Raw genomic sequence first — 23,473 nt, forward strand, 5'->3', positions numbered from 1 at the left:
AATATGTGTAATTGGTAACAATTATCTTTTTAATAATTCAATTTGATATATATAGGCAGAAAAGCCTTTAAAACGGCAAAAGAAAAAATTAAATAAAAACTAAACAAAATGATTGCGTTCTCAAAATGATATGTTATTATAAGTATGTGAATAAGATAACAAATGCCTAATGACCGGAGGGTTAAATTATGACAGAAAAGAAACAAGCAAGTGCAGCAAAGCAACAACCAAATGTAGAAGAAATAAAAAACAATATTAATACAATGGTAGAAAAGGCTCATGTCGCCTTAGATGAAATGAGTAATTTCGACCAAGAAAAAGTTGATAAGATTACCCACGCAATGGTAATTGCTGGAGTTAATGCTCATCAAATGCTTGGTAAGATGGCCTATGAAGAAACGGGCCGTGGAGTTGCCGAAGATAAAGCAATTAAAAACCTTTTTGCAACTGAAGAAATCTGGCATGACATCCGCAACGATAAAACCGTTGGTGTAATTGAAGAAAACTCAGAAGATGATTTAATCAAAGTGGCTGAACCACTTGGTGTTTTAGCCGGGATAACTCCTGTTACCAACCCAACTTCAACGACTTTATTTAAGTCAATTATTTCAATGAAAACTAGAAATGCAATTATTTTTAGTTTACATCCTCAAGCATTAAAATCATCAATTAAAGCTGCTGAAATTATGCGTGATGCAGCGGTTGCTGCTGGTGCTCCTAAAGATGCCATTCAATGGATTACCGAACCAAGTCGTGAAGCAACCAATGCTTTGATTCAAAATCCGGGAGTTGCATGTACTTTAGCTACTGGTGGTCCTGGTTTAGTTAAAGCTGCTTACTCTAGTGGTAAACCTGCTTTAGGTGTTGGTCCTGGTAATGGCCCTGTTTACATCGAGGAAACTGCTAACATTCCTCGTGCCGTTAATGATTTGGTACTTTCCAAGACCTTTGATAACGGAATGATCTGTGCTACTGAAAATAGTGCGGTTATTGATGAATCAATCTACAAGGATGTTAAAGAACAATTAGAATTAAATCGAGTTTACTTTGTTCCTGATGATGAAAAACAAAAATTAACTGATGCAATGTTTGATAGTACTCGTTTGAGTGTTAAGGGTCCGATTGCTGGAGCTACAGCACAACAGATTGCTGACATGGCTGGCATTAAAGTTCCAAAGGATACTCAAGTATTAGCAGTTGAAATGACAGGAATTGGTCCTAAATACCCAATGTCTGGTGAAAAGCTTTCTCCTGTAATTTCAGTTTACAAATCAAAAGATCATAAAGATGCCTTTGAAATTGTATCTAAGTTATTGAACTATGGTGGTTTAGGTCATACTGCTGCTATTCAAACCAGCAATGATCAATTAGCTATCGACTTTGGGGTAGCTGTTAAAGTTTCTCGAGTTTTGGTTAACTCACCAGCTGGATTGGGTGGAGTTGGAAATCTTTATAACAACATGACTCCTTCATTAACACTTGGAACTGGATCATGGGGTCGTAACTCAATTTCACATAACGTTACCGATTATGATTTGTTAAACATTAAAACTATCGCAAAGAGAAGAAATAATATGCAATGGATTAAATTACCTAAGATTTACTTCGAAAAGAACTCTGTTCGTTACCTTAAAGATATGCCAGATATTAAGAAGGCTTTCATTGTTACCAGTCCTTCAATGGTTAAATATCACTATGTTGACAAAGTTTTAGATGAATTAAATGCTAGACCAGATGGAGTTCAATACTATATCTTTGATGATATTCATGGAGAACCAACTACGGACACAGTTAATGCCGGAGTTGCTCAAATGAAAGCCTTTAAACCTGATACCATCATTGCACTTGGAGGTGGATCTCCACTTGATGCTGCTAAGATGATGTGGTTAATTTATGAAAACCCAGAAACTGATTTCTTTGGAGCAAAACAAAAATTCTTGGATATCAGAAAACGGGCTTACCGCTTTGATAAGGCTAATAAATCACAAATGGTTGCTATCCCTAGTACTTCAGGTACTGGTTCAGAAGTAACACCATTCTCAGTTATTACAGATTCAAAACTTCACGTTAAATATCCATTAGCTGATTATGCTTTAACTCCTGATGTAGCTATCATTGATCCTCAATTTGTCCAAACAGTTCCAAAGGGAACTATTGCAGCTTCCGGATTAGATGCTTTGACACATGCGATTGAGTCTTATGTTTCAGTAATGGCATCTGATTACACTCGTCCATTGTCACTACAAGCAATCAAAATGATTTTTGATAACTTGACTGATTCTTACAATGGCAATATGGAAGCACGTGATAAGATGCATACTGCTTCAACCATTGCAGGAATGGCATTTGCTAACTCTTTCTTAGGAATTACTCACTCAATTGCTCATAAAATTGGTGGACAATTCGGAATTACTCATGGTCTTGCAATTGCAATTACTTTGCCTCATGTTATTCGTTATAACTTCAAGCAACCTAAGAAGATTGCTACTTGGCCTAAATATGAATCATTTAGAGCCGGCCAAGACTATGCAGACATTGCTCGTTACTTAGGGTTACCTGGTAACACTAATGAAGAATTGAAAGAAGCATTGGTTAAGAAATTTATCGACTTGGCACATTCAGTTGGAGTAACGCTCAGCTTGAAGAGTCAAGGAGTTGACAAACAAGATCTTGAAGCAGCTGCGCAACACTTGGCAGAACTTGCTTACGCTGATCAATGTACAACTGCTAACCCTAAAGAGCCACTCATTGCTGATTTGAAGAAGATGATTCTTGATGAGTATGAAGGTGTTGGCGTTGAAACAGATAAAGATAAGGAAGTTTAATTAAATAATTTTAAAAGACACCGCCATCTCATTGGTTAATGAAGTTGGCAGTGTCTTTTATCTTTTAATAATATTTAGAAAGGGAGTACGATATATGATTTCAATTGCTTCTACAACTGATAATAATATGGCAATTCCATTGGCCGTTGAGTATGCGTCAATCTTGGAAAACAATCAAAAATCGCAATTTGATTTTTATATTGTTAAAGAAAAACTTTCTCAGCAAAGTATTAATTTATTACAAGCAATTCAGGATATTTATCCTAATTGTCATCAGATTAGGTTTCTAGAACCATTAGCAGATCGCTATCAAAATGCTAATACTAATTCTCCTGATAGTGATATTATCAACGCTTACTATCGGATCGAAATACCTCTTGAAGTAAATGTTCCTCGAATTTTGTATTTAGATGCAGATATGATTTGTTGTGGAAATATTGATAAACTTTGGCAAACCGATTTGCATGGACATGCTTTTGGAGCAGCAGAGGATTCAGGGTATGTTAATCGTCTGAAGGAAATGGGAATTAGCAAGGAACCGGGACGTTATTTTAATTCTGGTTTATTATTGATTGATGTTAAAAAATGGAATCAAGAACAAATTTCGCAACGTTCGCGAAAAATTGCTAATGATGAGCCTAAATTATTGAAGTATCAAGATCAGGATGCTTTAAATGCAGTTGTTGATGGTGATTGGGAACGACTTGATCCTAAGTATAATTTGCAAACCCATTTAGTGCGGCGAGAAAATGGCTTTAATCCGATTGTTGACAGAAGGGCTAGTGAAGCCGAGGCAATTAAGCATCCAATTATTATTCACTATAATTGCTTTGATAAACCATGGATTAGTCGTAATAATCATTTGCATCCGCTTCGCAAGTATTATTTTGCTGCTAAAAATCAATTAATCCATCGCTTGGCTAATTTTATAAAAAAAGAAAATAGTAAATAAAAAAATTATTAGATTATTATTTTCATTTTTATGTTGACAGCTTAAATAAGTGGGAGTATTTTAATAACAATCATTAATTCATTTAAAAACGATGACGAGCATATTAAATATCATGATGATTCAGAGAGCTACTGTTTAGTGAAAAGTAGTAGATTCAGGTATGAAACTATCCGTTCCGAGTCATTAGCATCAGGAACTTGGGAAGCTAATTTTGATAATGGTTTAGGTACTGTAACGGTCCAAGTAGAACGTTAAAATACTTAATTATTAAAAACACTATCAGATTTAATAATTAAAAATCTGATAGTGTTTTTATGATTTAAAGGTGTGTCGAGTTGCATCCCAAATTGATTTGGCGGCTTCGACATCATTCATGGTAAATAAATGAATACCAGCAACGTGATGTTTACTTAAATCAATTATTTGTTGAATAGCAAATTCAATTCCAGCTTGACGCATAGATTTTGAATCAGATTGATAGTAATTTATTAGAGTTGTCAATTTGGCAGGTATTGGGTGTCCGGTTAAATGAGTGATCTTTTGCAGTTGTTTTTTGCTAGTACATGGCATGATTCCAACTTCGACTGGAGTTTGAATCTGATGTGCTGCTAATTGATTTTGAAAATGATAGAAATTTTCATTATTAAACACCATTTGACTGATTAAGAAACTTAATCCTGCCTTGATTTTTTGCTTTAAATAGTAAAATTCTTTTTCTGTATCTTTTGATTCCGGATGATTTTGCGGATAACAAGCTCCAGCAATCTCAAAATCACCATGTCCCTTAATAAAAGCAATCAGTTCATCAGCATGTCTGAAATCTCCTAGTGGCTGAGAGCTATTTCGATAGTCTCCACGAATAGCGAGAATTTTTGTAATATGATGTTTTTTTAATTGCGCGAGTTGCTTTGATAATTGTGGTTGTGATTGATATAAACCGGTAATATGAGCCATAGCGGTAATTTTTGATTTTTGTTGAATTAAGTCTGCGATTTTGAGTGGGTTTTGATTATTAATTTGACCACCAGCACCAAAGGTTACTGAAATAAAATCAGGATTAATGTCTTTAAGAATTGCTAACTTTTCGTTAAATCCTTCATTATCTAATTGTGCTTGTGGCGGGAAAACTTCTAAAGAGAAAACTGGGTTAGGTTGAAAAATACTTTGGCTGTCCATAATAACTCCTAATGATTTAGTGCCTTTTATAAAGATATTATACCTGATAAAATGTTAAATTAGGTTGTTAGCAGAACAGTTGACGTTATACTATAAAATTGATAGTATTGTATTTGCTTAAGTTAAGAAAACTTTAATAATTAATCATAGAAATGTCTTGACGCCAAATTATTTGATTTGAAACGCAGACATTTTCTTTTTAGAAAGGTGTGATATTAATGACAGAAAAAGATCAAACAAAGCAGGATGATAAAGATTTATCAAGAGGTTTAACTTCGCGACATGTTCAAATGATAGCGATTGAGGGAGCCATTGGAACCGGATTGTTTTTGGGTTCCGGGACAGCCATTAAATCTGCTGGACCTGCATTAATCCTTGCATATTTAATTACTGGACTTTTTTCATATTTAATGATGCGTGCCGTTGGTGAATTGTTATTATCAAACACCAAATTACATTCTTTCATTGATTTTGTACGAGAATATTTAGGTGATAGATGGGAATTTGCGATTGGATGGGCTTATTGGCTTAGTTGGGCCAGTTTGGCAATGGCAGATTTAACTGCCTCTGGGATTTATTTGCGATTTTGGTTCCCGCAACTGCCGCAATGGGTTACTCCGTTGATTGTAGTTGCAATTCTAGTGGCATTTAACTTAATTAATGTTGCCTGGTTTGGCGAACTAGAATCAGCATTTTCTAGTATTAAGATTTTTGCTATTTTAGCTTTGATTGTTGCTGGTGTTGGAATGATTGCAGTTGGTTTCCATACGCAGGGCAACACTGCTTCATTAGCAAACTTAGTTGACCATGGTGGTTTCTTTGCGACTGGTGCGGTTGGTTTTATTCTGGCTTTTCCAATGGTAATCTTTGCCTTTACAGGAATTGAAATGGTTGGTTTGACTGCTGGAGAAACAAAGGATCCGCAAAAAGATATTCCTAAAGCAATTAATTCGGTTCCAGTAAGAATTTTATTGTTCTACATTGGATCAATGATTGTAATTATGTCAGTTTATCCTTGGAATCAAATTAATCCTAATCAATCTCCATTCGTGCAAGTTTTCTCTGGATTAGGAATTAGCTATGCTGCTAATATCATTAACTTTGTTGTTTTGACGTCAGCATTATCAGCTGCTAATTCAGCAATTTTCTCTACTTCAAGAACATTATTCATCTTGGGTAAAAACGGACAAGCGCCTAAATCATTTGCTAAATTATCTCGTAATAACGTTCCATACGTTGGTATCTTAGTTTCTTCCATGGTTTTCTTAGGAATTGTATTGTTGAACTACTTCTACCCAAGTAAAATTTTCGTTTTGATTACAGGAGTTGCTACTATTAGTTTCATTTTTGTTTGGATTATTATTATGATTACTCATATTCAATATAAGAAGACGGTTGGCAATCCGTTAGACACATTTAAAATGCCATTCTTCCCATATTCTAGTTATGCAACCATTATTTTTTACCTTGCTGTCTTGGTAACTTTAATGTTTAACTTTGAAACTAGAATTTCGGTAATTGCAACAGTGATTTTCTTTGCTGCTTTGATTGTTGGATATGTAATTTGGGATAAAAAAAAGAAACAAAAATTAAATTAATTAAACAAAAGGATCGTTAGCTCAATCAGCTAGCGATCCTTTTTGATTGAAAATTATTTCAAATTATCTAAAGCACTTTTAATTGGGGTAGCTCCACTGTGCATTAAAATCACCTTTTTATAAGTGTTTTTATTATTTAAAATTTGGAAGAGAACTTCAGCTACATCCGGGATTGGATTTTCAGTACTTTTTTCATCTTCGTTTAAAGCTACTTTTCCAGTCCCAGTTTTTTCAGTTAATGAACTAGGTTGTAAAATAGTGTAGTTTAAGTCAGTATCATGAATTAGATAATGATCAGCCATGAATTTTGCTGCTTGATAGGCTTGTAAGCTGGCATATTTAGGGTTTCCAATCCATTGATCTGGTTGCAAAGCTCCAAAGGAACTTAACATGATGTAACGACTTACGCCAGCTTTTTGTGCTGCAATCATCGTTTTGATGGCACCAAAGCTATCTACTTGTACTGGGCTCTTTCCACGGGAGCCTGCTACAAAGTAAATCGCATCATATCCTTTTAACATAGCTGTGATTTGTTCAATTTTGAGATTAGCAAAATCAAATTTAATCACATTTACGTTAGGTAGATCTTTAAACTGAGTTGCCTTTTCTGGATGTCCCACTGCCACCGTAATTTCATCATTAGTATTTTTAACAAAGTCTTCTGTTAATGCAGTTCCAACTCGTCCGGAACCACCAATAATCATAATTTTCATTGTTATTCCTTCTTTCATTCATTTTGTTTCATTATAAAGGTGACAAGGAGTGAATTCTAGTGAGACGGGTTATCGATTTTAGAACTAAGCATGATTAAACTAAAAAAGTTATCGTTATTAACGATAACTTTTTGTTTTGTACTTTATTTTTTACGCATTACTTCGAAATAATAAACCGGAATTCCTAAAGCTACAATTCCTAATGAACACACGACCCCGATTGGGTCAGACATGATTTCTGAAATGATTACAAAGAGTGACCCACCAATAGCAACCAGTGGAACAAATGGGAACAATGGAACAGAGAAAACTCTTTTTTGTTTAGGATTACGTTTTCGTAATATGAAGACACCAACAAACGCCATTACATAGAAACAATAGATTGTAAAAATACATAATTCTGAAAGTCGATCAGCATCAAAAAAGGAAATCATAATTCCAGCAATTACCAATGTCAACATAATAGAAAAAATTGGAGTTCTAGTTTTTTCATTAAGGTATGAAAGCTGTTTAGCAAAGGGAAGTTGTTTTTCTTTGGCCATTGCATACATAATTCTAGGAAATGTCATGATTTTTCCGTTCATACAACCAACGATAGAAATGATGATTCCAATACTTAAGATTTTTCCGCCTAGAACTCCAAAATCTTTTTGTGCGATGTATGGAATAGCAGCAGTTCCTAGTTCGTGGACTTTTTCTCCCCCAATACTCTTCAAAACTCCAAATGAGACCAATAGATACGCAATCATAACGATAATAATTCCTAATGAAATTGCCCGAGGCAGCATTTTTTTAGGATTTTTAATTTCTCCCCCTAAATTAGCAACTAAAATCCAGCCATCAAAGGCAAATAATGTTGCTAACATGGCAATTCCAAAACCGCCAGCAGTAGTATGAACATGATTGATACTTTGGGAAAGAGCATTAGCATGACCAAAGAAAAGACCAAAAATAATTAATGCAGCTACGGGAACTAATTTACATATGGTTGTTATAATCGCAAATGCTGCCCCATAACGATTAGGAAAAACGTTTAATAAACCGATTAAACAGACAGCGCCAATTGCAATCGGAATGTTCCAAAAGGGATTAATATGGAAAAAATCACCTAATAAAATCGCTAAGTATGAACCTAAAGCAGCAATCATGGCAGGACCGTAAACAATAATCTGCATCCAACCAGATAAAAAGCCCCAAAACTTATTATAAATTTCTTCCATATATGCATATAGACCACCAGTGCTGGGAATTTGTGAGGCTAGTTCAGCAATTGTGAGACCAGCAGCTAGAGTGAGCAACCCACCAGCTAGCCATGCTAATAATGCAGCCGTTGGAGAACCTGCATCATCAATTACGGCAGCTTGGCGAACAAAAATTCCCACTCCGATGATGGTTCCGATTACTAACGAAAGTGCCGACCAAAGGCCAAGTGATCGATTTAGTTCAACTTCTTTGTGTGGTTTTTCCATGATAGTTCCTCCTTTAAATAAAAAGCGCCCTGACAAATAAACTTGTCAGGGACGCTAAAGCGCGGTTCCACCCAAATTCTTCTACAAAATGTAGAAGCACTTTTAAATCTAACCTGTTCAATTAATCAATTTGAATTTTTCATTAAGCTAGGGTACCAAGCGTAACAATTCTCATTTTTAGGTAACCTAACTTAAAGATTTATTCAAACATGTTACTACACATAGAACAAAAACAGATAACTTAAAAATATAAAAACGCCCCCGACAAATAATTGTCAGGGACGCTAAAGCGCGGTTCCACCCAGATTCTTTTACAAATGTAAAAGCACTTTTAATTAATTTTTAAGTTGAAGAACTTAAAGTGGCTAATTAAGATGCAACATCTGAATTACAGAAAGAATCAGACTCTCTTAGAAGCATTACTTAAATTTTTTCTTTAAGTTATTAACAACATTTTAAATGGCTAATCATTAATTGTCAACGACTAAGTTTATTTTTTTATTTCATACTTAGAATAACGTTCAGCGCTAGCTTGAGGAAGATTTACAGTTAACTCAGTTCCATTTTCAGTATAGTTCGTCTCTTGAACATCAAATTTTTCGTTAAAGGTTGAGCTTAAATCTCCTTGATCAAAAGGAATTAAAAAGGTTTTGGTTACATAGTCTTTGAAAAAGCTTTTCAAGAATCACACTAATTAACAGGTCAATTGAGTGGGAGTCGAGGGCAGAAATAATCAAATTATTACCTTCACGATTAGGAAAAGAGGCGCCAGCCAGATCAGCCTTGTTGAAAACTTTAATCATTGGTAGATTAGGAACCCCAATTTCTTTTAAAGTTTTCTCGGTAGTCTGCATCATTAATTCCTGGTTTTCATCCGAGTAATCAACGACTTGAATTAACAAATCAGCATTGGCAGCTTCAGCTAGGGTTGACTTAAAAGCCTGTATTAATTGATGGGGTAAATCACTAACAAATCCAACTGTATCACTGAGAAGAAAATGTTTATTATCAGCCATTTTTATGTCGCGGACACTAGTGTCTAAAGTAGCAAACAGCATGTTTTTCACCATAACCCGTTTGTCTTCGTTTTCACCAAATCTTTTTACCAGTTGATTCATAATAGTAGATTTTCCGGCATTTGTATATCCGACTAAGGCAACTGTTTTTATATCAGATTCTTTTCGCCGTTTGCTTTGAGTTTGATGTGATTTGTCAATTTCTTTTAATTCACGGCGAACGTGGTCAATTTGATGTTCAATATTTCTTCGGCTTAATTCAATTTTAGTTTCTCCAGAACCACGGTTAGCTAAACCTCCGCCAGCAGATTGCTGGTCAAGTCGTTGGCTGGCACTGGTTCGCAAGCGGGGGAGTTGATATTTTAACTTTGCCATTTGCACTTGGAGCTTAGCTTCGCTAGTTTGAGCACGATTAGCAAAAATTTCTAAAATTAGACCAGTCCGGTCAATGACAGTTGCATTGGTTTGTTTTTCAATGTTTCTTATTTGACTGGGACTCAGTTCATCATTGGCGATAATTGTGTCAGCAGCTGTGGTCTGGATTAATTGAGCAAGAAACTCAATTTTTCCTTTGCCAAAATAAGTGCCTGCATCTGGATGATCCAATTTTTGTACTACTGTTTCAATTGATTCCATATGATTAGCAGCTGCTAGGTTTTGTAATTCTTCCATTGAATAGTCAAAATGAGAATTATTGACATTTAAACCAATTGTAATTACTGGAGTGGGTTTATTTTCCATGAGGTCTCCTTAGGAGTTGATATTTGAAACTTTATTGTAAAATTCAACATTGTATTTACCATCTTTGTAAACTACTTTAGTAACACTACCATTTAAAATGGGCTCGGTAATATCAATATCGCTGAATTTACTAACAATACTGCGAATTAAGGTGCCATGAACAGCCACTAAAATATTTTGTCCATTAAGTGCAGTTGCAACAATTTCATCTAAGCCGGGTTGCAAACGTCCCCAAAATTTTTGATCATTTTCAGCATCCCCATAAGGGTCGGCGTCTGCAATCATATCACGCGTTTTTTCCATTCCAAACATTTTAATCATTTCAGCATAGTTAAAAGCACCGTGTGGACCACCAATCATATTCCAAGCTTGTGCGGCATCATTTCCTTCAAAATATCCAAAGTTTTCCTCTCGTAATGATGGTCTTTGAATTGCATCTTCAATTTCTGAAGGATTTGCTTTTAAAATAATATGAGCGGTGTTGCTGGCCCGTTTAGTATCACTACTATAAGCCTGATCAAACTTAATTTTTGAAAGTTCCTTACCAGCGTTAATAGCATCGTTAATTCCTTTCAAAGTTAGACCTGAATCAGCCCATCCTTGAATTCTTTGATAACGGTTCAAAAAAGTTTGACCGTGACGTACGAAATATAAATTAATTCCATCCATCTTAAATTCCTCCTCGTGTGCTTTTTCTAAATTTTATCACATTCGCTTTATTATCGTCGTCTTTGTGCAGTAAGTATGTTAGAATGATTAATCGAGTTTAACGAGTTGGAGGTGCGTGATGAGCGAGTCGAATGAAGCAATGAAACAATATGAACAAAAACATTTGAATTTTGTTAGAGACCAAATTGGAATAGCTGAGCAGCAAACTGAGAAGACAATTAAGCGAGCCAAAGCTGGTCAAAAAGATTTAGAAAAAAACTTTTATAATGATGTTCGCATTAAAACTAGTACCTATGCTGGTCAAATGGACACAGGGGTATCAGTGCGTCAACAACAGCAAATGTTATCGCAAAAGCAGAATCGCTGGCAAACCGCAACTCGCGATTTGGAAACATTACAAAAACTGGATCAGAATGCTTATTTTGCTAGAGTTGATTTGAAGGAAGATGGAGAGCAGAATCCAGAAAAAATCTATATCGGGTTAGCTTCGTTCACAGACCCAGAGCATCCAGATCATTATTTGATTTATGACTGGAGAGCCCCTATTTGTAGTGTTTACTATGACAGTGGTATGGGGGAAATGACTTATAACGCACCAATGGGTAAACAGACGGTTGATGTAACTTTAAAACGTGAAATTCAAATTAAAGACGGAGTTGTTGAAACAGTTTTTGACACAGATGAAGCAGTTGGTGATCGAGTTCTGCTGGAAAACCTTGAAAAGCAATCTAATACTAAGATGAAGAGTATTGTAGCCACAATTCAACAGGAACAAAATGCGATTATTCGAGATACTAGTTCCGACCTTTTATTTGTTCAAGGAGTAGCAGGGTCTGGAAAAACAGCAGCAGTTTTACAACGAGTGGCTTATTTACTTTATCGTTATCGCGGTAATTTGAATCCAGGACAACTGATTCTTTTTTCACCGAACCAATTATTTAATGACTATATTAATCAGGTTTTACCTGAACTTGGTGAACAAAATATGGTGCAGATGACTTATTATCAGTTTATTAATCGCCGGGTACCTCATTTAGAAGTAGAAACGATTCAGCAACGATTTGATGAAAATTTAGATATTCAGCAGCGAAATATTGCGGATTTTAAAAATAGTTTGGACTTTTTCAAATTAGTGACAGACTACGCTGATCACTTAAATCAATCCGACATTCAGTTTAAAAATATTATGTTTCAAGGTAAAGTGTTCATCTCAAAACAAGAAATTAAACAAATTTATTATAGTTTTAATGAAAATTATAACTTGCGTAATCGACTTGCTGGAACAAAAGAAAAATTATTAAAAATTTTAAACCGACATATTAGTAGTGAAATGAAGAAACGCTGGGTTGAAGAAACAGTTGAAAGTCTATCAAAGCAACAGTTGCAAATGTTATATGCTAAGTATGGAGAAAAGATAGAAGATAGCGATAAGGAATATAATTTTTTAGCAAAACAAATTGTGACTGATGCTTTTAAAAAAGTTAGAGTTCAAATTATGAAAAACCGCTTTTTTAGTATTAATCGCCAATTTGTAAATTTATTGCGCAGTGTGCCTAAGATGGCTGATTTGAGTAAATGGAAAATTAGCGAAACTGAATGGCAACAAAGTGTGGAGCATACCATTGAGCGTTTTAAAGCTGGTCACATTAGTATGACTAACGTTTCAATTTATCTATATCTTTTTGATTTAGTGACTGGAAAGCATCCAGATACTGAAATGCGTTACCTTTTTGTTGATGAAGTTCAAGATTATACCCCATTTCAGTTAGCATATTTGAAATGGAATTTTCCGCGTGCTAAATTCACTTTATTAGGTGACTTAAATCAGGCAATCTTTACTCATCAATATCACCATACAATAATGGACGATTTAAAGCAGATGTTTGATCCAGAAAAAATTAAAGTAATTAATCTATTGAAGTCGTATCGTTCTACCAAGCAGATTACGGACTTCACTAAGTATCTGATTCCTGATGGTGGGGATATTGAAGCGTATGCTCGTACGGGAGAAAAGCCAGTTATCACAGTCGTTGATGATGAAACGCAAGGGATTACGGCGTTAGCTAACCAGCTCCAATTAAATACCGAAGTTAAAGATACTACAGCAATCATTGGAAAAACTTTGGCAGAGTGTCAGGATGTTTATCAAAAATTACAAGATCGCGGGATTCAAGCAACCCTGATTCAAACCGAGAACCAGAGATTAGTAAATGGTGTGATTGTAGTGCCAGCTTACTTAGCCAAAGGACTTGAATTTGATGCTGTAGTAATGTGGGATGGATCTGATACTAACTATCCAGATCAAAATGATGACAAATTGGTTTATACAATTTGTACAAGGGCCATGCATCGTTTAGACATTATTTCAATCGGGAAACCATCACCATTATTTGCCAAAGTTCCTAAGGATGACTATCGCCAAGTAAAGGAGTAAAAAGTGGATAATTTTTATGCATATGACAAAAATAACTGGGAACAATTTTATCCCACTAATTTAAATCCGATTACTCGAGCTGATTTAGAAAATTTAAAAGCATTTAATGATCAAGTTTCCTTAGAAGATGTTACTAAAATTTATATGCCATTAGTGCATTATATTAGTTCAGCGTTAGATAGTTATCGGCAATGGCAAACGAAAAAAAGTGATTTTTTACAACGTAAGCCATTTCGCGTGCCATTTATCATCGGTATCTCTGGCAGTGTAGCGGTTGGTAAATCAACTACGGCTCGATTATTGAAATATCTTTTTGATTACTTATTACCAAATCGTAAAACCCAATTAATTACGACTGATGGATTTTTGTACCCAACTGCGACTTTACAAGAAAAAGGAATTCTAGAGCGGAAAGGTTTTCCAGAGAGTTATGATATGAAAGCATTGATTGACTTTTTGATTAAAATCAAATCTGGAGAATCAGAAGTTAAAGCTCCAGTTTATTCTCACCAAGTTTATGATATTATTCCGAATCAATTTGATGTCGTTACTAATCCAGATGTTTTGATTATTGAAGGAATTAATACCTTGCAGATTCCGGCGGGACAAAATATTTATGTAAGTGATTTTACCGACTTTTCCATCTATATTGATGCTGATTCTACCTTGATTGAAGAATGGTATCTGAATCGATTTAAGAAACTGATGGAAACCGCCTTTACAGATCCTAAAAATTATTTTTATAAATATGCTAAATCAGAACCCAATGAAGCGATTGCGATGGCTAAACATGCTTGGGAGACGATTAATCTTCCTAACTTGAATGAATATATTTTACCAACAAGAGATCGAGCTAATGTCATCATTCATAAAGGGCAAAGTCATGCGATTGATAAAATATATTTACGCAAATATTGATTTTTTAGAATGAACTTTTTAGTTCATTCTTTTTTACTTGCATCGTTTACAAATGTAAACTATAATGTAATTTGTATTTACAATTGTAAACAATGGTGGTGAACAATGATGACAAATAAGAATGAAAGCGTGACTGGTGCAGAGTGGAATGTGATGCGCATTGTTTGGTCACTTGGATCTTGTACCACACGAGAAATTATCGATAATTTACAATGTGAATCTGCCTGGAAGGATTCTACCATTAAAACTTTGTTAACTAGATTAACGAAAAAGGGCTTTTTGCAGAATAAAAAAGTAGACCGACATTTTGTGTATTTGCCCTTAGTGCCAGAACAAGAAGCTATGAATCAAAGTGCGGAGGAATTGTTTACTAGACTTTGTGCTATGAAAAAAGGACAGTCGATTATTGATTTAGTAAAAAATACTAAAATGACACAAAGTGATTTAGCTGAACTAAGCCGTCTTTTAACCCAAAAAGCGAAGACGGCACCAACTAAAATTGATTGTAATTGTTTACCTAACGGGGAATGTAATTAAGAGGAGTGATATTTTTGAAAAAGATGAAGATGTCTCATTCAAATCATGGTGATATGAAAGGGATGCAAATGAACCACAGTGGGTCAATGGACATGGGCGGCGGACAAATGATGAATATGGGTAATTTTAAACGTCGTTTTTGGATTTCGCTAATTTTGGCAATTCCGATTATGCTCTTATCGCCTTTAATGGGAATTACCTTTGCATATCAGCGTGATATTCCTGGTTCACAGTGGATTGTATTAATTTTGGCTACAATTTTATTTTTCTATGGTGGTGAACCTTTTTTTAAAGGTGCAAAACGAGAATTAAAAAATCATGCACCAGCAATGATGACATTAATTACGATGGGAATTAGTGTTTCATATGTTTATAGCGTTTACTCATTTATTATCAACACGTTTGTTAATCATGATGCCCACGTTATGAATTTCTTTTGGGAACTAGCTAGTTTGATTGTCATAATGCTTTTAGGTCATTGGATTGAAATGAGTGCCGTTATGAATGCCGGAAGTGCCGTTAAGAAAATGGCTGAATTGCTTCCCAATACCGCTCATTTGTTGTTACCAGATGGATCAACGAAATCAGTTCCACTGGATAAATTGCAAGTAGGTCAAGAAGTATTGGTTCAAGCTGGAGAAAAAATTCCAACTGATGGTGTGATTGTGAAAGGTGACAGCGCAGTCAACGAAGCATTAGTAACAGGTGAATCAAAAGCAGTAGCAAAAAAACCTGGGAGTAAAGTGATTGGCGGATCTATTAATGGAAACGGCAGTTTAGTTGAAAAAGTTACAGCAACTGGTTCCAATGGATATTTGGCGCAAGTAATTAAATTAGTTGAATCAGCTCAAAAGGAAAAATCTAAAGCACAAACAATGGCTGATTACGTTTCAAGATGGTTATTCTATGGGGCTTTAAGTATTGGGATTTTAGCATTAGTTGTTTGGACAATTGTTAGTGGGTTAAGTTATGGATTGGAACGGATGGTTACAGTATTAGTAATTGCATGTCCCCATGCTCTTGGTTTAGCAATCCCGCTAGTAGTTGCTCGTAGTACATCAATTGCTGCTCAAAATGGTCTATTAATTAGACATCGTCAAGCAATTGAGAGAGTTAAAAAACTTTCATACGTTTTTATGGATAAAACCGGGACTTTAACTGAAGGAGTTTTTAATGTTAATGCCCTTGAAACGACTTCTGATTTAAGTAAGACGGAAGTTTTGACTATCTTGGCTGATTTGGAATTGGATTCGAGTCATCCATTAGCGTTGGGAATCTTAAATCAAGCTAAAAAAGATGGTATCCAGCCACATTCAGCAACTAATGTTCAAATTATTCAAGGAGTCGGGCTAAAAGGTACGATTTCAGGCAAAGATTATTTGATTGTGACAGCTGACTATCTAAAAGCACATCAAATTAGTTATGATATTGATCAATTTAATCAATTGGCGAGTGCTGGAAATTCAGTTAGTTACTTGATTAGCGACAATCAGGTTTTAGGAGTGGTAGCTCAAGGAGATGTGATTCGTCCACAATCATTTGAATTGATTAAAAATCTTCGCAAGATGCACTTGATTCCAGTAATGTTAACCGGTGATAATGATTTGTCTGCTAAACGGGTTGCGCATGAACTTGGAGATATTGCTTATCAAGCACAGTTACTTCCAAGTGATAAAGAAAAAATTATTAAACAGTATCAAGCTAAAGGGTACGATGTCATGATGGTGGGAGATGGAGTTAACGATGCTCCTAGTTTATCTCGGGCTAACATTGGGGTAGCAATTGGTGCTGGAACCGATGTTGCCATTGACTCAGCTGATGTTGTTTTGGTAAAAAGTGATCCAGAGGATATTGTTGATTTCATTAATCTAGCCAAAGCCACTAATCTTAAAATGGTTGAAAACTTATGGTGGGGAGCTGGATATAACATTATTGCCATGCCTTTGGCTGCTGGGATTTTAGCACCTTGGGGAATTATTCTTTCACCAGCAGTTGGTGCAATTATTATGTCGTTGTCGACTGTGATTGTAGCCGTGAACGCTTTAACCCTGCATATGAAAAAAGAGTGATTAAGGTTATAATAGAAAAGAAACTATTATTAGAGAGAGAGTTAATAACATGGAAAATAAAACCTATTCACAACTACTAAAAGATGCTGAAAAAATTGGATTAACAGTTAATAAAAATACTGCTGATGCTGACATTTTAGGAACCGTAACTGATGGCTTGCAACAGGGGGTTAAAGCAACTCCCAAAGCTGATGATGTAGTTGCTGTCCGTGCTTTTACGAACTATATTTCAGATACTGGGATGGTAATTTCTAAAGATTGGAATGGTTCGAAAGAACATGAATATAAAAAAGCAGCTGATGCCTATAATTATTTGATTACTTCAGGATTAGTTGATGATCAATCTTAATGTATATTAAGGAAATCCGATGACATTTTTGTTATCGGATTTTTTTATGCCCTAATTAGAAATCTTGTTGCAGTCGCATTTGTCTGATAAAATTAAAAAGAATTATCATGCTTAGACCGTGAAAAGGTGGTGTCTTAATGCAGGTTAAATGGAAAAATGAAACGCAAAGTGAGATATCATTAAAAAATTTTTTGAGTAGGCATGGTGTTAGTCATCGAATGTATTCTGCTTTAAAAAGTCGTGATGATAGTTTTAAAATTGATAATCAAAAGATTACTCCACAAAGAAAGATTAGCAGTGGGGAAACCGTAACAGTTGTGTTTCCCCCAGAAACTGCTGATCCAAATGTCTTAATCAGTCATCAGCAGATAGAGATTATTTACGAAGATGATAACTGGATGATAGTTAATAAGCCAGCAGGTTTAACGACCGTTCCCGGGCCTTCTAATCGAACTGATACACTAGTAAATCGAATTAAAGGGCATTTAGTTGCTGAACATACTAGTGATTTACGCCCGCATATAATTACACGTTTGGATCGATTTACGAGTGGATTGGTATTGGTAGCTAAAAACCGACTTGCCAATAGTTATGCTAACCAACAATTAGCATCCCATCAGATTGATAAACGTTATTTAACAGTAGTTGCAGGTAGGATAGAATACAATCACGGCATGATTGATTTACCGATTGGAAGGGTTGATAATAATTTTGCTCGTGAAGTAACACCAGCTGGTCAGGATGCTAAAACAGAATACTGGGTTAAAAATAGACTTCCAACTGCTACTGTACTCGAAGTTAAACTACACACGGGACGCACTCATCAAATTAGAGTTCATTTTACTGATGCAGGACATCCGCTGTTAGGCGATGAATTATATCACGGACCCTTGAATCAGGGAATCAAACGACAGGCTTTACATGCGGTTTCATTACAGTTTTATGACCCATTTCAAAAACGGGAATTAAGTTTTAAAGCTGCGGTGCCTGCTGATATGCTAAAATATGTATAAATAACGAAAGGGGAAAGTCCTTGGAAGATAATATACAGCTTGGTAACTCGGCTTTTGATAAGATGATGTTTACTTTAAAGACGCCAGTTACTAAGGAAAATCATAAAGATTATAAATTCATGGAATACCAAATGGATGAGATTGCCGATGGAATTTGGGCAATGCCGGTTTATATGACGGAAAATGATGATTTTACATTGTTTTTTGTAGTTACTAAAATTAAGACAGGTGAAACAGTAATGGCCTTTTCAGAAGGAATCTTAGGTACAAAAGGCGATTTTAATTTAAGTCAGCCGATGAATACCGGAACTGGATTAAACTTGTTAACTAAACATGATAAGGAACGAGCAGAGAATGTTTTACACTTTTTAAACCAAATTGCCAAAGCCGGTGAAGGCAATTGGCGGATTGTTGAAGAATAATAAGGAGAATTAAAATGGCACAAATTTATTTAGCAAGTCCGTTTTTTAGTGAAGAACAAATTCAACGGATTGAAGTAGTGGAAAAAGCACTTACTAATAATCCGACGGTAGCAGATTTTTATTCACCTCGTAAACACCAAGAGGCGAAGAATAAAGAGTTTACTAAACCCTGGGCTAAAGAAATTTATCAACGCGATATTGAAAATATTGAAGCAGCTGATGCAGTAGTTGCTGTGATTGATTTTGTAGGTGACAATGTTGATAGTGGAACAGCCTATGAAATTGGTGCAGCAGTTCAAATGGGCAAACCAGTTGTGGTTTTCCAACAAAAAGATAATACTGTTAATTTAATGATCTCTGAAAGCCTGCATGCGTATTTGAAAACTGGTGAAGAAGTAGAAAAATATGATTTTAGCAAAATACCAGCTAATGAATATGATGGTGATTTTATTTAGAGAAGTCGATTGTAAAAAGGAGACTTTGAAATGGATCAAGAACAATTGTCTGGACGGCGCTTTTTAGAAGTGACAGTGTTAAATGCTTTAATTACTGTATTTGAATTTGTCGGTGGACTTCTTTCGGGGAGTTTATCGTTATTGTCGGATGCCGTTCATAACTTAGGTGATTCTTTATCAATTATATTTAGTTATGTTGCACACGTGATTAGTAAAAGGAAACAAACCAAGACCAACACTTATGGATTTAAACGAGCTGAGATTCTTTCGGCGCTTTTTAATGCAATTTTTCTGATAATTCTTTCAGTTTTCTTGATTTTTGGAGCCATTGATCGCATTCAGAATCCGGAAAAAATTAATGGCTTAGTTATGCTAATAGTTGCAGTAGTTGGAACAGTTGCCAATCTGATTTCTACACTGTTATTAAGTAAAGGTGCGAAACATAACTTAAATATGAAAGCCACCTATCTTCACTTACTAAGCGACACTCTTTCTTCAATGGGTATTATCGTTGGAGGAATTTTGATTGAGCTTTTTAATTGGACCATTATTGATCCTATTATTACCATTTTAGTGGCTTGCTATATTTTATGGGAGAGCTTGCCTGTACTTCACAAAACAATTGCAATCTTGATGGAATGTGCACCCAAACTTGACTATGCTGGAATTAACCAGGATTTGTTGAAGATTGATGGTATTACTAGGGTGCACCACGTGCATGCATTGATGGTTGATGAAAACAGTATTGTATTTTCGGCGCATGTAAATATGGAAAATATGCAGCTTAATCAAGTACAACATATTTATGACCAGATTAATCAGTTATTAAAAGGAAAATACGGTATTGATCATGTTACCATTCAGCCTGAAACCACTCATGGTGAAGATGAAGACTTTTTTTATGATAAAGATAAAGATATTTAGAAAGTTATAGCTTATTTGAGAAAAAGATTCCAGCTAAAAGTTAGGAAAATAATTTTTAGCTGGAATCTTTTTAATGTTTTAATAAAAAAGAACTTATTATGATTTAAAATCGAATAAGCTCTTTAAAATAATCAAGATTTCGTATTTTATTAAAGGGTAGCATTTGGGTCTAATTTGTTAGTTTCAGAAACGTACCATTCACTCCAATCAGTAGTAGGATTACCATTATCAAAGTAAGTTTGTGGTAATTCGCTCATTAAAGTGTGATAGTCATCATTGTTAAAGTTAATGACATATTCGTATAAATCTTCTGGAATTTTGTTGCTAGCAGTATTAATCGTACGATTGATGTCTGCCATAACATGATTCATATCAAAGATGGTCATAACGTCTAATTCTTTGTTACGAAGTAGGCCAATATAAAATGGAACGAATTCATTAATTGCTTTTTCCTGTGCTTGTGAACTTAAGTCTTTAAATGATAAATTATCACTCATACAATTTCCTCCTGTGTTTCGAACGCAACTTGTATGTTAATTATAGCGGTATCTACTTAATACGTAAAATGATTTTTTAAAGATGTTTAAAATTCTGATTATTTATAGTAAGGTTTTACATGGAAGAATAATTCAAAAGAAAGCTGGTGAGTCAAATGGCAGAAAAACATGAATCCAAAAATTCACGAGAATATAAAAATAAAGTAGTGCAGACTTGTCTATTGGCTGGAAAAATTTTAATTGAAAACGGATCCGAATTAAATCGAGTTTCGGATACAATTAAACGAATTGCAAGAAATGCAGGGTTAGATGATTTGCATGCTTATGTAACGATTACCGGGTTGATGATTTCTGCCAATGATGAAGCTGGCGCACAAATTAGTGAAATTGAAAAACGTAATTTTGATTTACGGCGTATAGCAGCAGTTAACCGTCTTTCACGGCAATTTGCTGCCCATAAAATATCCTTGGATCGTTTTTATAGCTTATTAAAAAAGGTCGAGCACATTGGATTTTATTATCCATTCTGGATGATGCTTTTGTCAGCTGCTTTACTATCTGGCTGTATTACGGTGGTGTTTAATAATGATATTCATGATTTCCTTATCACTTGCTTGGTTGGAATGTTAGGCTGGTGGATTTTTCATGCTATCGTTTCACGGGTTAATGCAAGTTTTATTAGTGAATTTGTGGCGGCAGCCGCCATTGGAGCTATGGGAATCTTAGCGGTTCGTTTTGGTTTAGGTCAGAGTACCGATAACATTATTATTGGGTCAGTAATGCCGCTGGTTCCTGGAGTTCAAATTACTAATGCGGTACGAGATTTAATCACTGGAAACTTGATTAGTGGTCCAGCGCGTGGAATTGAAGCGTTGATTTGTGCTTGTGCTCTTGGATTTGGAGTATCTTTGTCATTAGTTTGGTTAGGGTAGGGAGGAATTAAATGCATTTATTAATTGTAATATTAGGCGTTTACGTTGCTACCTTAGGTTTTGCAATCTTAATCAATGTTTCGCCAAAAGCTTTAAATCTTGGTGGATTGGTGGGAGTAGCCGGATATTTGGTTTATTTGGCTTACTTTACCTTTATTGGTGGATATGTTGGAGCAAATGTTTTCGGGGCTTTTACCATTGGAATTTGCGGTATGCTAGCAGCTAAATATAAAAAAATGCCAGTCATTATTTTTAATATCCCAGCTCTAGTGCCATTAGTTCCTGGAGGTCAGGCTTATCAAGTTATGAAATATGTAGCTATGAATCGCCCCCATTTGGCGTTCTTTTATTTGATGCAAGTCTTGATGATTGCTGGAGCTCTCGCAATGGGATTCCTGCTATCGGAATTAGTGATTCAGTTATATAATTATTTAAAACGAAATCTAAAAAAAGAAGAAAAAGCGCATAAGCGTTTTTTCTTCTTTTGGTTTAAAGATGTAAAAATAATCCGAGTCCAAAACTAAAAATTAAAATTATCAAAACCACTGAAGTAATAATAACGTAGAGGTGGTCATGTTCTTTATAAAAAGAATAAATTGAAACGATTACTCGTAAGACTGGAGTTAAGATTAAAGCAAAAATTCCGAGCATCATGATGGAATAAGGCTTCATTTCGATAATTCCAGTAATAATTTGGGAAAATGATTTAGCATAATATCCTTTGGGGTAACCAAAACTATCTTTGATAATGTATAAAAACAGACCAATTATCATGATGATTGCTGAGACGATTACTCCCCAGCGTAAAATGTTACCAATCGTATATTCAATGCGATTCATTGATGATTGTGAATTATTTTGATTGACAGTCTGTTTTTCTGGATTTTTTTTCATTAAATACTCACCCCAAATCCTTTGAGAATCATTTGTAATCCTAGATAGATTAAGATGGGAATGAAAATAATTCTAATTAGTTTAGAAGGCATGATTTGCATGACTCTTGAACCAACTGCAGCTCCGACAATAATACCGAGAGCCATTGGAACCGCAATTTGGGGTAGAATTGATCCATTGAAAAAATAAATAGTAGCACTTGCCGCTGCTGTAACCCCCATCATAAGATTACTTGTAGAACTGGATGGTTTTAATGGCATCTTCATGAACGTATCCATGGCAATCACCTTGAAGGCGCCAGAACCAATTCCTAACAAACCACTGGCAATTCCAGCTCCAAACATAATTCCTAATCCAGTTGGAACATTAGTAACCTTATAGTCAACGTTTTTTTTCAAGTTTTTATCATAATATGAGCCATTTAATTTCAGCTCTTGAGCCAGTTTGTCATCAGAGTTAGCATTGGTTTCAATCTGTTTCCCACGTAATTTGCGAATCATGTTTGCACCAGAAAAAAAGAGAAGCAGACCAAACATAATATATAAAAAGATAGGATTAACAACTCCTGTTAATAATGCTCCAACGATTGCTCCGATTGAGGTTGCAATTTCTAAAAACATGGCTACTCGAAGATTTAAGACATTATCTTTTAAGTAAGCAATTGTAGCACCGGAACTAGTTGCAATGACTGCAATGATACTGGCTCCAATGGCATATTTAATATCAAGACCAAAGCCAAGTGTTAAAACGGGGGTGATAATCATCCCGCCGCCAATTCCGAGAATTGATCCTAAAATGCCAACGAAGACGCCTACGAATAGCATAATTAAAATACTATTAAGCATTTTTGAACTCCCTTTTAATTTAATT

The 23,473-nt window shown here is 35.1% G+C and carries 21 protein-coding genes and 1 pseudogene; 14 read left to right on the forward strand and 8 right to left on the reverse strand.

What is annotated here, in order from left to right; genetic code table 11:
- Positions 1–188: 188 nt before the first annotated feature.
- Together adhE and BHU33_RS04155 are read left to right on the forward strand one after the other, a co-directional pair.
- A complete protein-coding gene (gene adhE / locus BHU33_RS04150; RefSeq protein ID WP_054645905.1) occupies positions 189–2,825 on the forward strand; it encodes a bifunctional acetaldehyde-CoA/alcohol dehydrogenase in 2,637 nt (878 codons plus the stop codon).
- Positions 2,826–2,919: 94 nt separating this feature from the next.
- Entirely contained in the window at positions 2,920–3,777 is an 858-nt protein-coding gene (locus tag BHU33_RS04155; protein ID WP_054645904.1) for a glycosyltransferase family 8 protein, read from the forward strand.
- A 312-nt stretch (positions 3,778–4,089) separates the two neighbouring features.
- On the opposite strand, the gene BHU33_RS04160 is transcribed toward BHU33_RS04155, so the two are convergent.
- The gene (locus BHU33_RS04160; RefSeq protein ID WP_054645903.1) at positions 4,090–4,953 is read right to left on the reverse strand and encodes a methylenetetrahydrofolate reductase; all 864 of its coding nucleotides are present in this window, start codon (positions 4,951–4,953) and stop codon (positions 4,090–4,092) included.
- A 218-nt stretch (positions 4,954–5,171) separates the two neighbouring features.
- Between BHU33_RS04160 and BHU33_RS04165 the strand changes: the two genes are divergently transcribed.
- Positions 5,172–6,551 (forward strand): amino acid permease, encoded by a 1,380-nt coding sequence (locus tag BHU33_RS04165; RefSeq protein WP_054645902.1) that lies wholly within the window; start codon positions 5,172–5,174, stop codon positions 6,549–6,551.
- Positions 6,552–6,604: 53 nt separating this feature from the next.
- Here BHU33_RS04165 and BHU33_RS04170 read toward each other — a convergent pair whose 3' ends face one another.
- From BHU33_RS04170 to BHU33_RS04185, 4 genes and pseudogenes are all read right to left on the reverse strand, one after another.
- A complete protein-coding gene (locus BHU33_RS04170; RefSeq protein ID WP_054645901.1) occupies positions 6,605–7,264 on the reverse strand; it encodes an NAD(P)-binding oxidoreductase in 660 nt (219 codons plus the stop codon).
- Positions 7,265–7,407: 143 nt separating this feature from the next.
- Positions 7,408–8,733, reverse strand: coding sequence for an APC family permease (locus tag BHU33_RS04175; RefSeq protein ID WP_054645900.1), 1,326 nt, complete (start codon positions 8,731–8,733; stop codon positions 7,408–7,410).
- Positions 8,734–9,223: 490 nt separating this feature from the next.
- Positions 9,224–10,490, reverse strand: a pseudogene (gene hflX, locus BHU33_RS04180) (GTPase HflX).
- Between the two features lie 9 nt (positions 10,491–10,499).
- Positions 10,500–11,159 (reverse strand): histidine phosphatase family protein, encoded by a 660-nt coding sequence (locus BHU33_RS04185; RefSeq protein WP_056997698.1) that lies wholly within the window; start codon positions 11,157–11,159, stop codon positions 10,500–10,502.
- 118 nt (positions 11,160–11,277) lie between these two features.
- Between BHU33_RS04185 and helD the strand changes: the two genes are divergently transcribed.
- From helD to BHU33_RS04230, 9 genes are all read left to right on the forward strand, one after another.
- Positions 11,278–13,593 (forward strand): RNA polymerase recycling motor HelD, encoded by a 2,316-nt coding sequence (helD, locus tag BHU33_RS04190; protein ID WP_054645899.1) that lies wholly within the window; start codon positions 11,278–11,280, stop codon positions 13,591–13,593.
- A 3-nt stretch (positions 13,594–13,596) separates the two neighbouring features.
- Positions 13,597–14,511, forward strand: coding sequence for a type I pantothenate kinase (gene coaA / locus BHU33_RS04195; protein ID WP_056997697.1), 915 nt, complete (start codon positions 13,597–13,599; stop codon positions 14,509–14,511).
- 105 nt (positions 14,512–14,616) lie between these two features.
- A complete protein-coding gene (locus tag BHU33_RS04200; RefSeq protein WP_225354764.1) occupies positions 14,617–15,048 on the forward strand; it encodes a CopY/TcrY family copper transport repressor in 432 nt (143 codons plus the stop codon).
- A gap of 23 nt (positions 15,049–15,071) precedes the next feature.
- Complete coding sequence (locus tag BHU33_RS04205; protein ID WP_054646083.1) at positions 15,072–17,117, forward strand: heavy metal translocating P-type ATPase; 2,046 nt, start codon at positions 15,072–15,074, stop codon at positions 17,115–17,117.
- 49 nt (positions 17,118–17,166) lie between these two features.
- Positions 17,167–17,466 (forward strand): hypothetical protein, encoded by a 300-nt coding sequence (locus BHU33_RS04210; RefSeq protein WP_054645898.1) that lies wholly within the window; start codon positions 17,167–17,169, stop codon positions 17,464–17,466.
- 137 nt (positions 17,467–17,603) lie between these two features.
- On the forward strand, positions 17,604–18,479 hold the full coding sequence (locus tag BHU33_RS04215) for an RluA family pseudouridine synthase (RefSeq protein ID WP_054645897.1): 876 nt from the start codon (positions 17,604–17,606) through the stop codon (positions 18,477–18,479).
- A 20-nt stretch (positions 18,480–18,499) separates the two neighbouring features.
- A complete protein-coding gene (locus BHU33_RS04220) occupies positions 18,500–18,901 on the forward strand; it encodes a hypothetical protein (protein WP_054645896.1) in 402 nt (133 codons plus the stop codon).
- Between the two features lie 14 nt (positions 18,902–18,915).
- Complete coding sequence (locus BHU33_RS04225) at positions 18,916–19,356, forward strand: nucleoside 2-deoxyribosyltransferase (RefSeq protein ID WP_054645895.1); 441 nt, start codon at positions 18,916–18,918, stop codon at positions 19,354–19,356.
- A 30-nt stretch (positions 19,357–19,386) separates the two neighbouring features.
- On the forward strand, positions 19,387–20,280 hold the full coding sequence (locus BHU33_RS04230) for a cation diffusion facilitator family transporter (protein ID WP_054645894.1): 894 nt from the start codon (positions 19,387–19,389) through the stop codon (positions 20,278–20,280).
- A gap of 149 nt (positions 20,281–20,429) precedes the next feature.
- Here BHU33_RS04230 and BHU33_RS04235 read toward each other — a convergent pair whose 3' ends face one another.
- A complete protein-coding gene (locus BHU33_RS04235) occupies positions 20,430–20,777 on the reverse strand; it encodes a hypothetical protein (protein ID WP_054645893.1) in 348 nt (115 codons plus the stop codon).
- Positions 20,778–20,932: 155 nt separating this feature from the next.
- Here BHU33_RS04235 and BHU33_RS04240 point away from each other — a divergent pair, with 155 nt between their 5' ends.
- Complete coding sequence (locus BHU33_RS04240; RefSeq protein ID WP_056997696.1) at positions 20,933–21,709, forward strand: threonine/serine exporter family protein; 777 nt, start codon at positions 20,933–20,935, stop codon at positions 21,707–21,709.
- Between the two features lie 11 nt (positions 21,710–21,720).
- Complete coding sequence (locus BHU33_RS04245; RefSeq protein WP_078775175.1) at positions 21,721–22,233, forward strand: threonine/serine exporter family protein; 513 nt, start codon at positions 21,721–21,723, stop codon at positions 22,231–22,233.
- Here the strand turns inward: BHU33_RS04245 and BHU33_RS04250 are convergent.
- Both BHU33_RS04250 and BHU33_RS04255 read right to left on the reverse strand, forming a co-directional pair.
- Entirely contained in the window at positions 22,199–22,603 is a 405-nt protein-coding gene (locus BHU33_RS04250; RefSeq protein WP_054645892.1) for a DUF1634 domain-containing protein, read from the reverse strand. The genes BHU33_RS04245 and BHU33_RS04250 overlap by 35 nt on opposite strands.
- Positions 22,603–23,448, reverse strand: a complete 846-nt coding sequence (locus BHU33_RS04255) for a sulfite exporter TauE/SafE family protein (RefSeq protein WP_054645891.1) — start codon at positions 23,446–23,448, stop codon at positions 22,603–22,605. The genes BHU33_RS04250 and BHU33_RS04255 overlap by 1 nt, the downstream gene beginning before the upstream one ends.
- Between the last annotated feature and the right edge of the window lie 25 nt (positions 23,449–23,473).

This window comes from Fructilactobacillus lindneri DSM 20690 = JCM 11027 (genome assembly GCF_002907375.1).
GTDB classification, from domain to species: Bacteria; Bacillota; Bacilli; order Lactobacillales; family Lactobacillaceae; genus Fructilactobacillus; species Fructilactobacillus lindneri.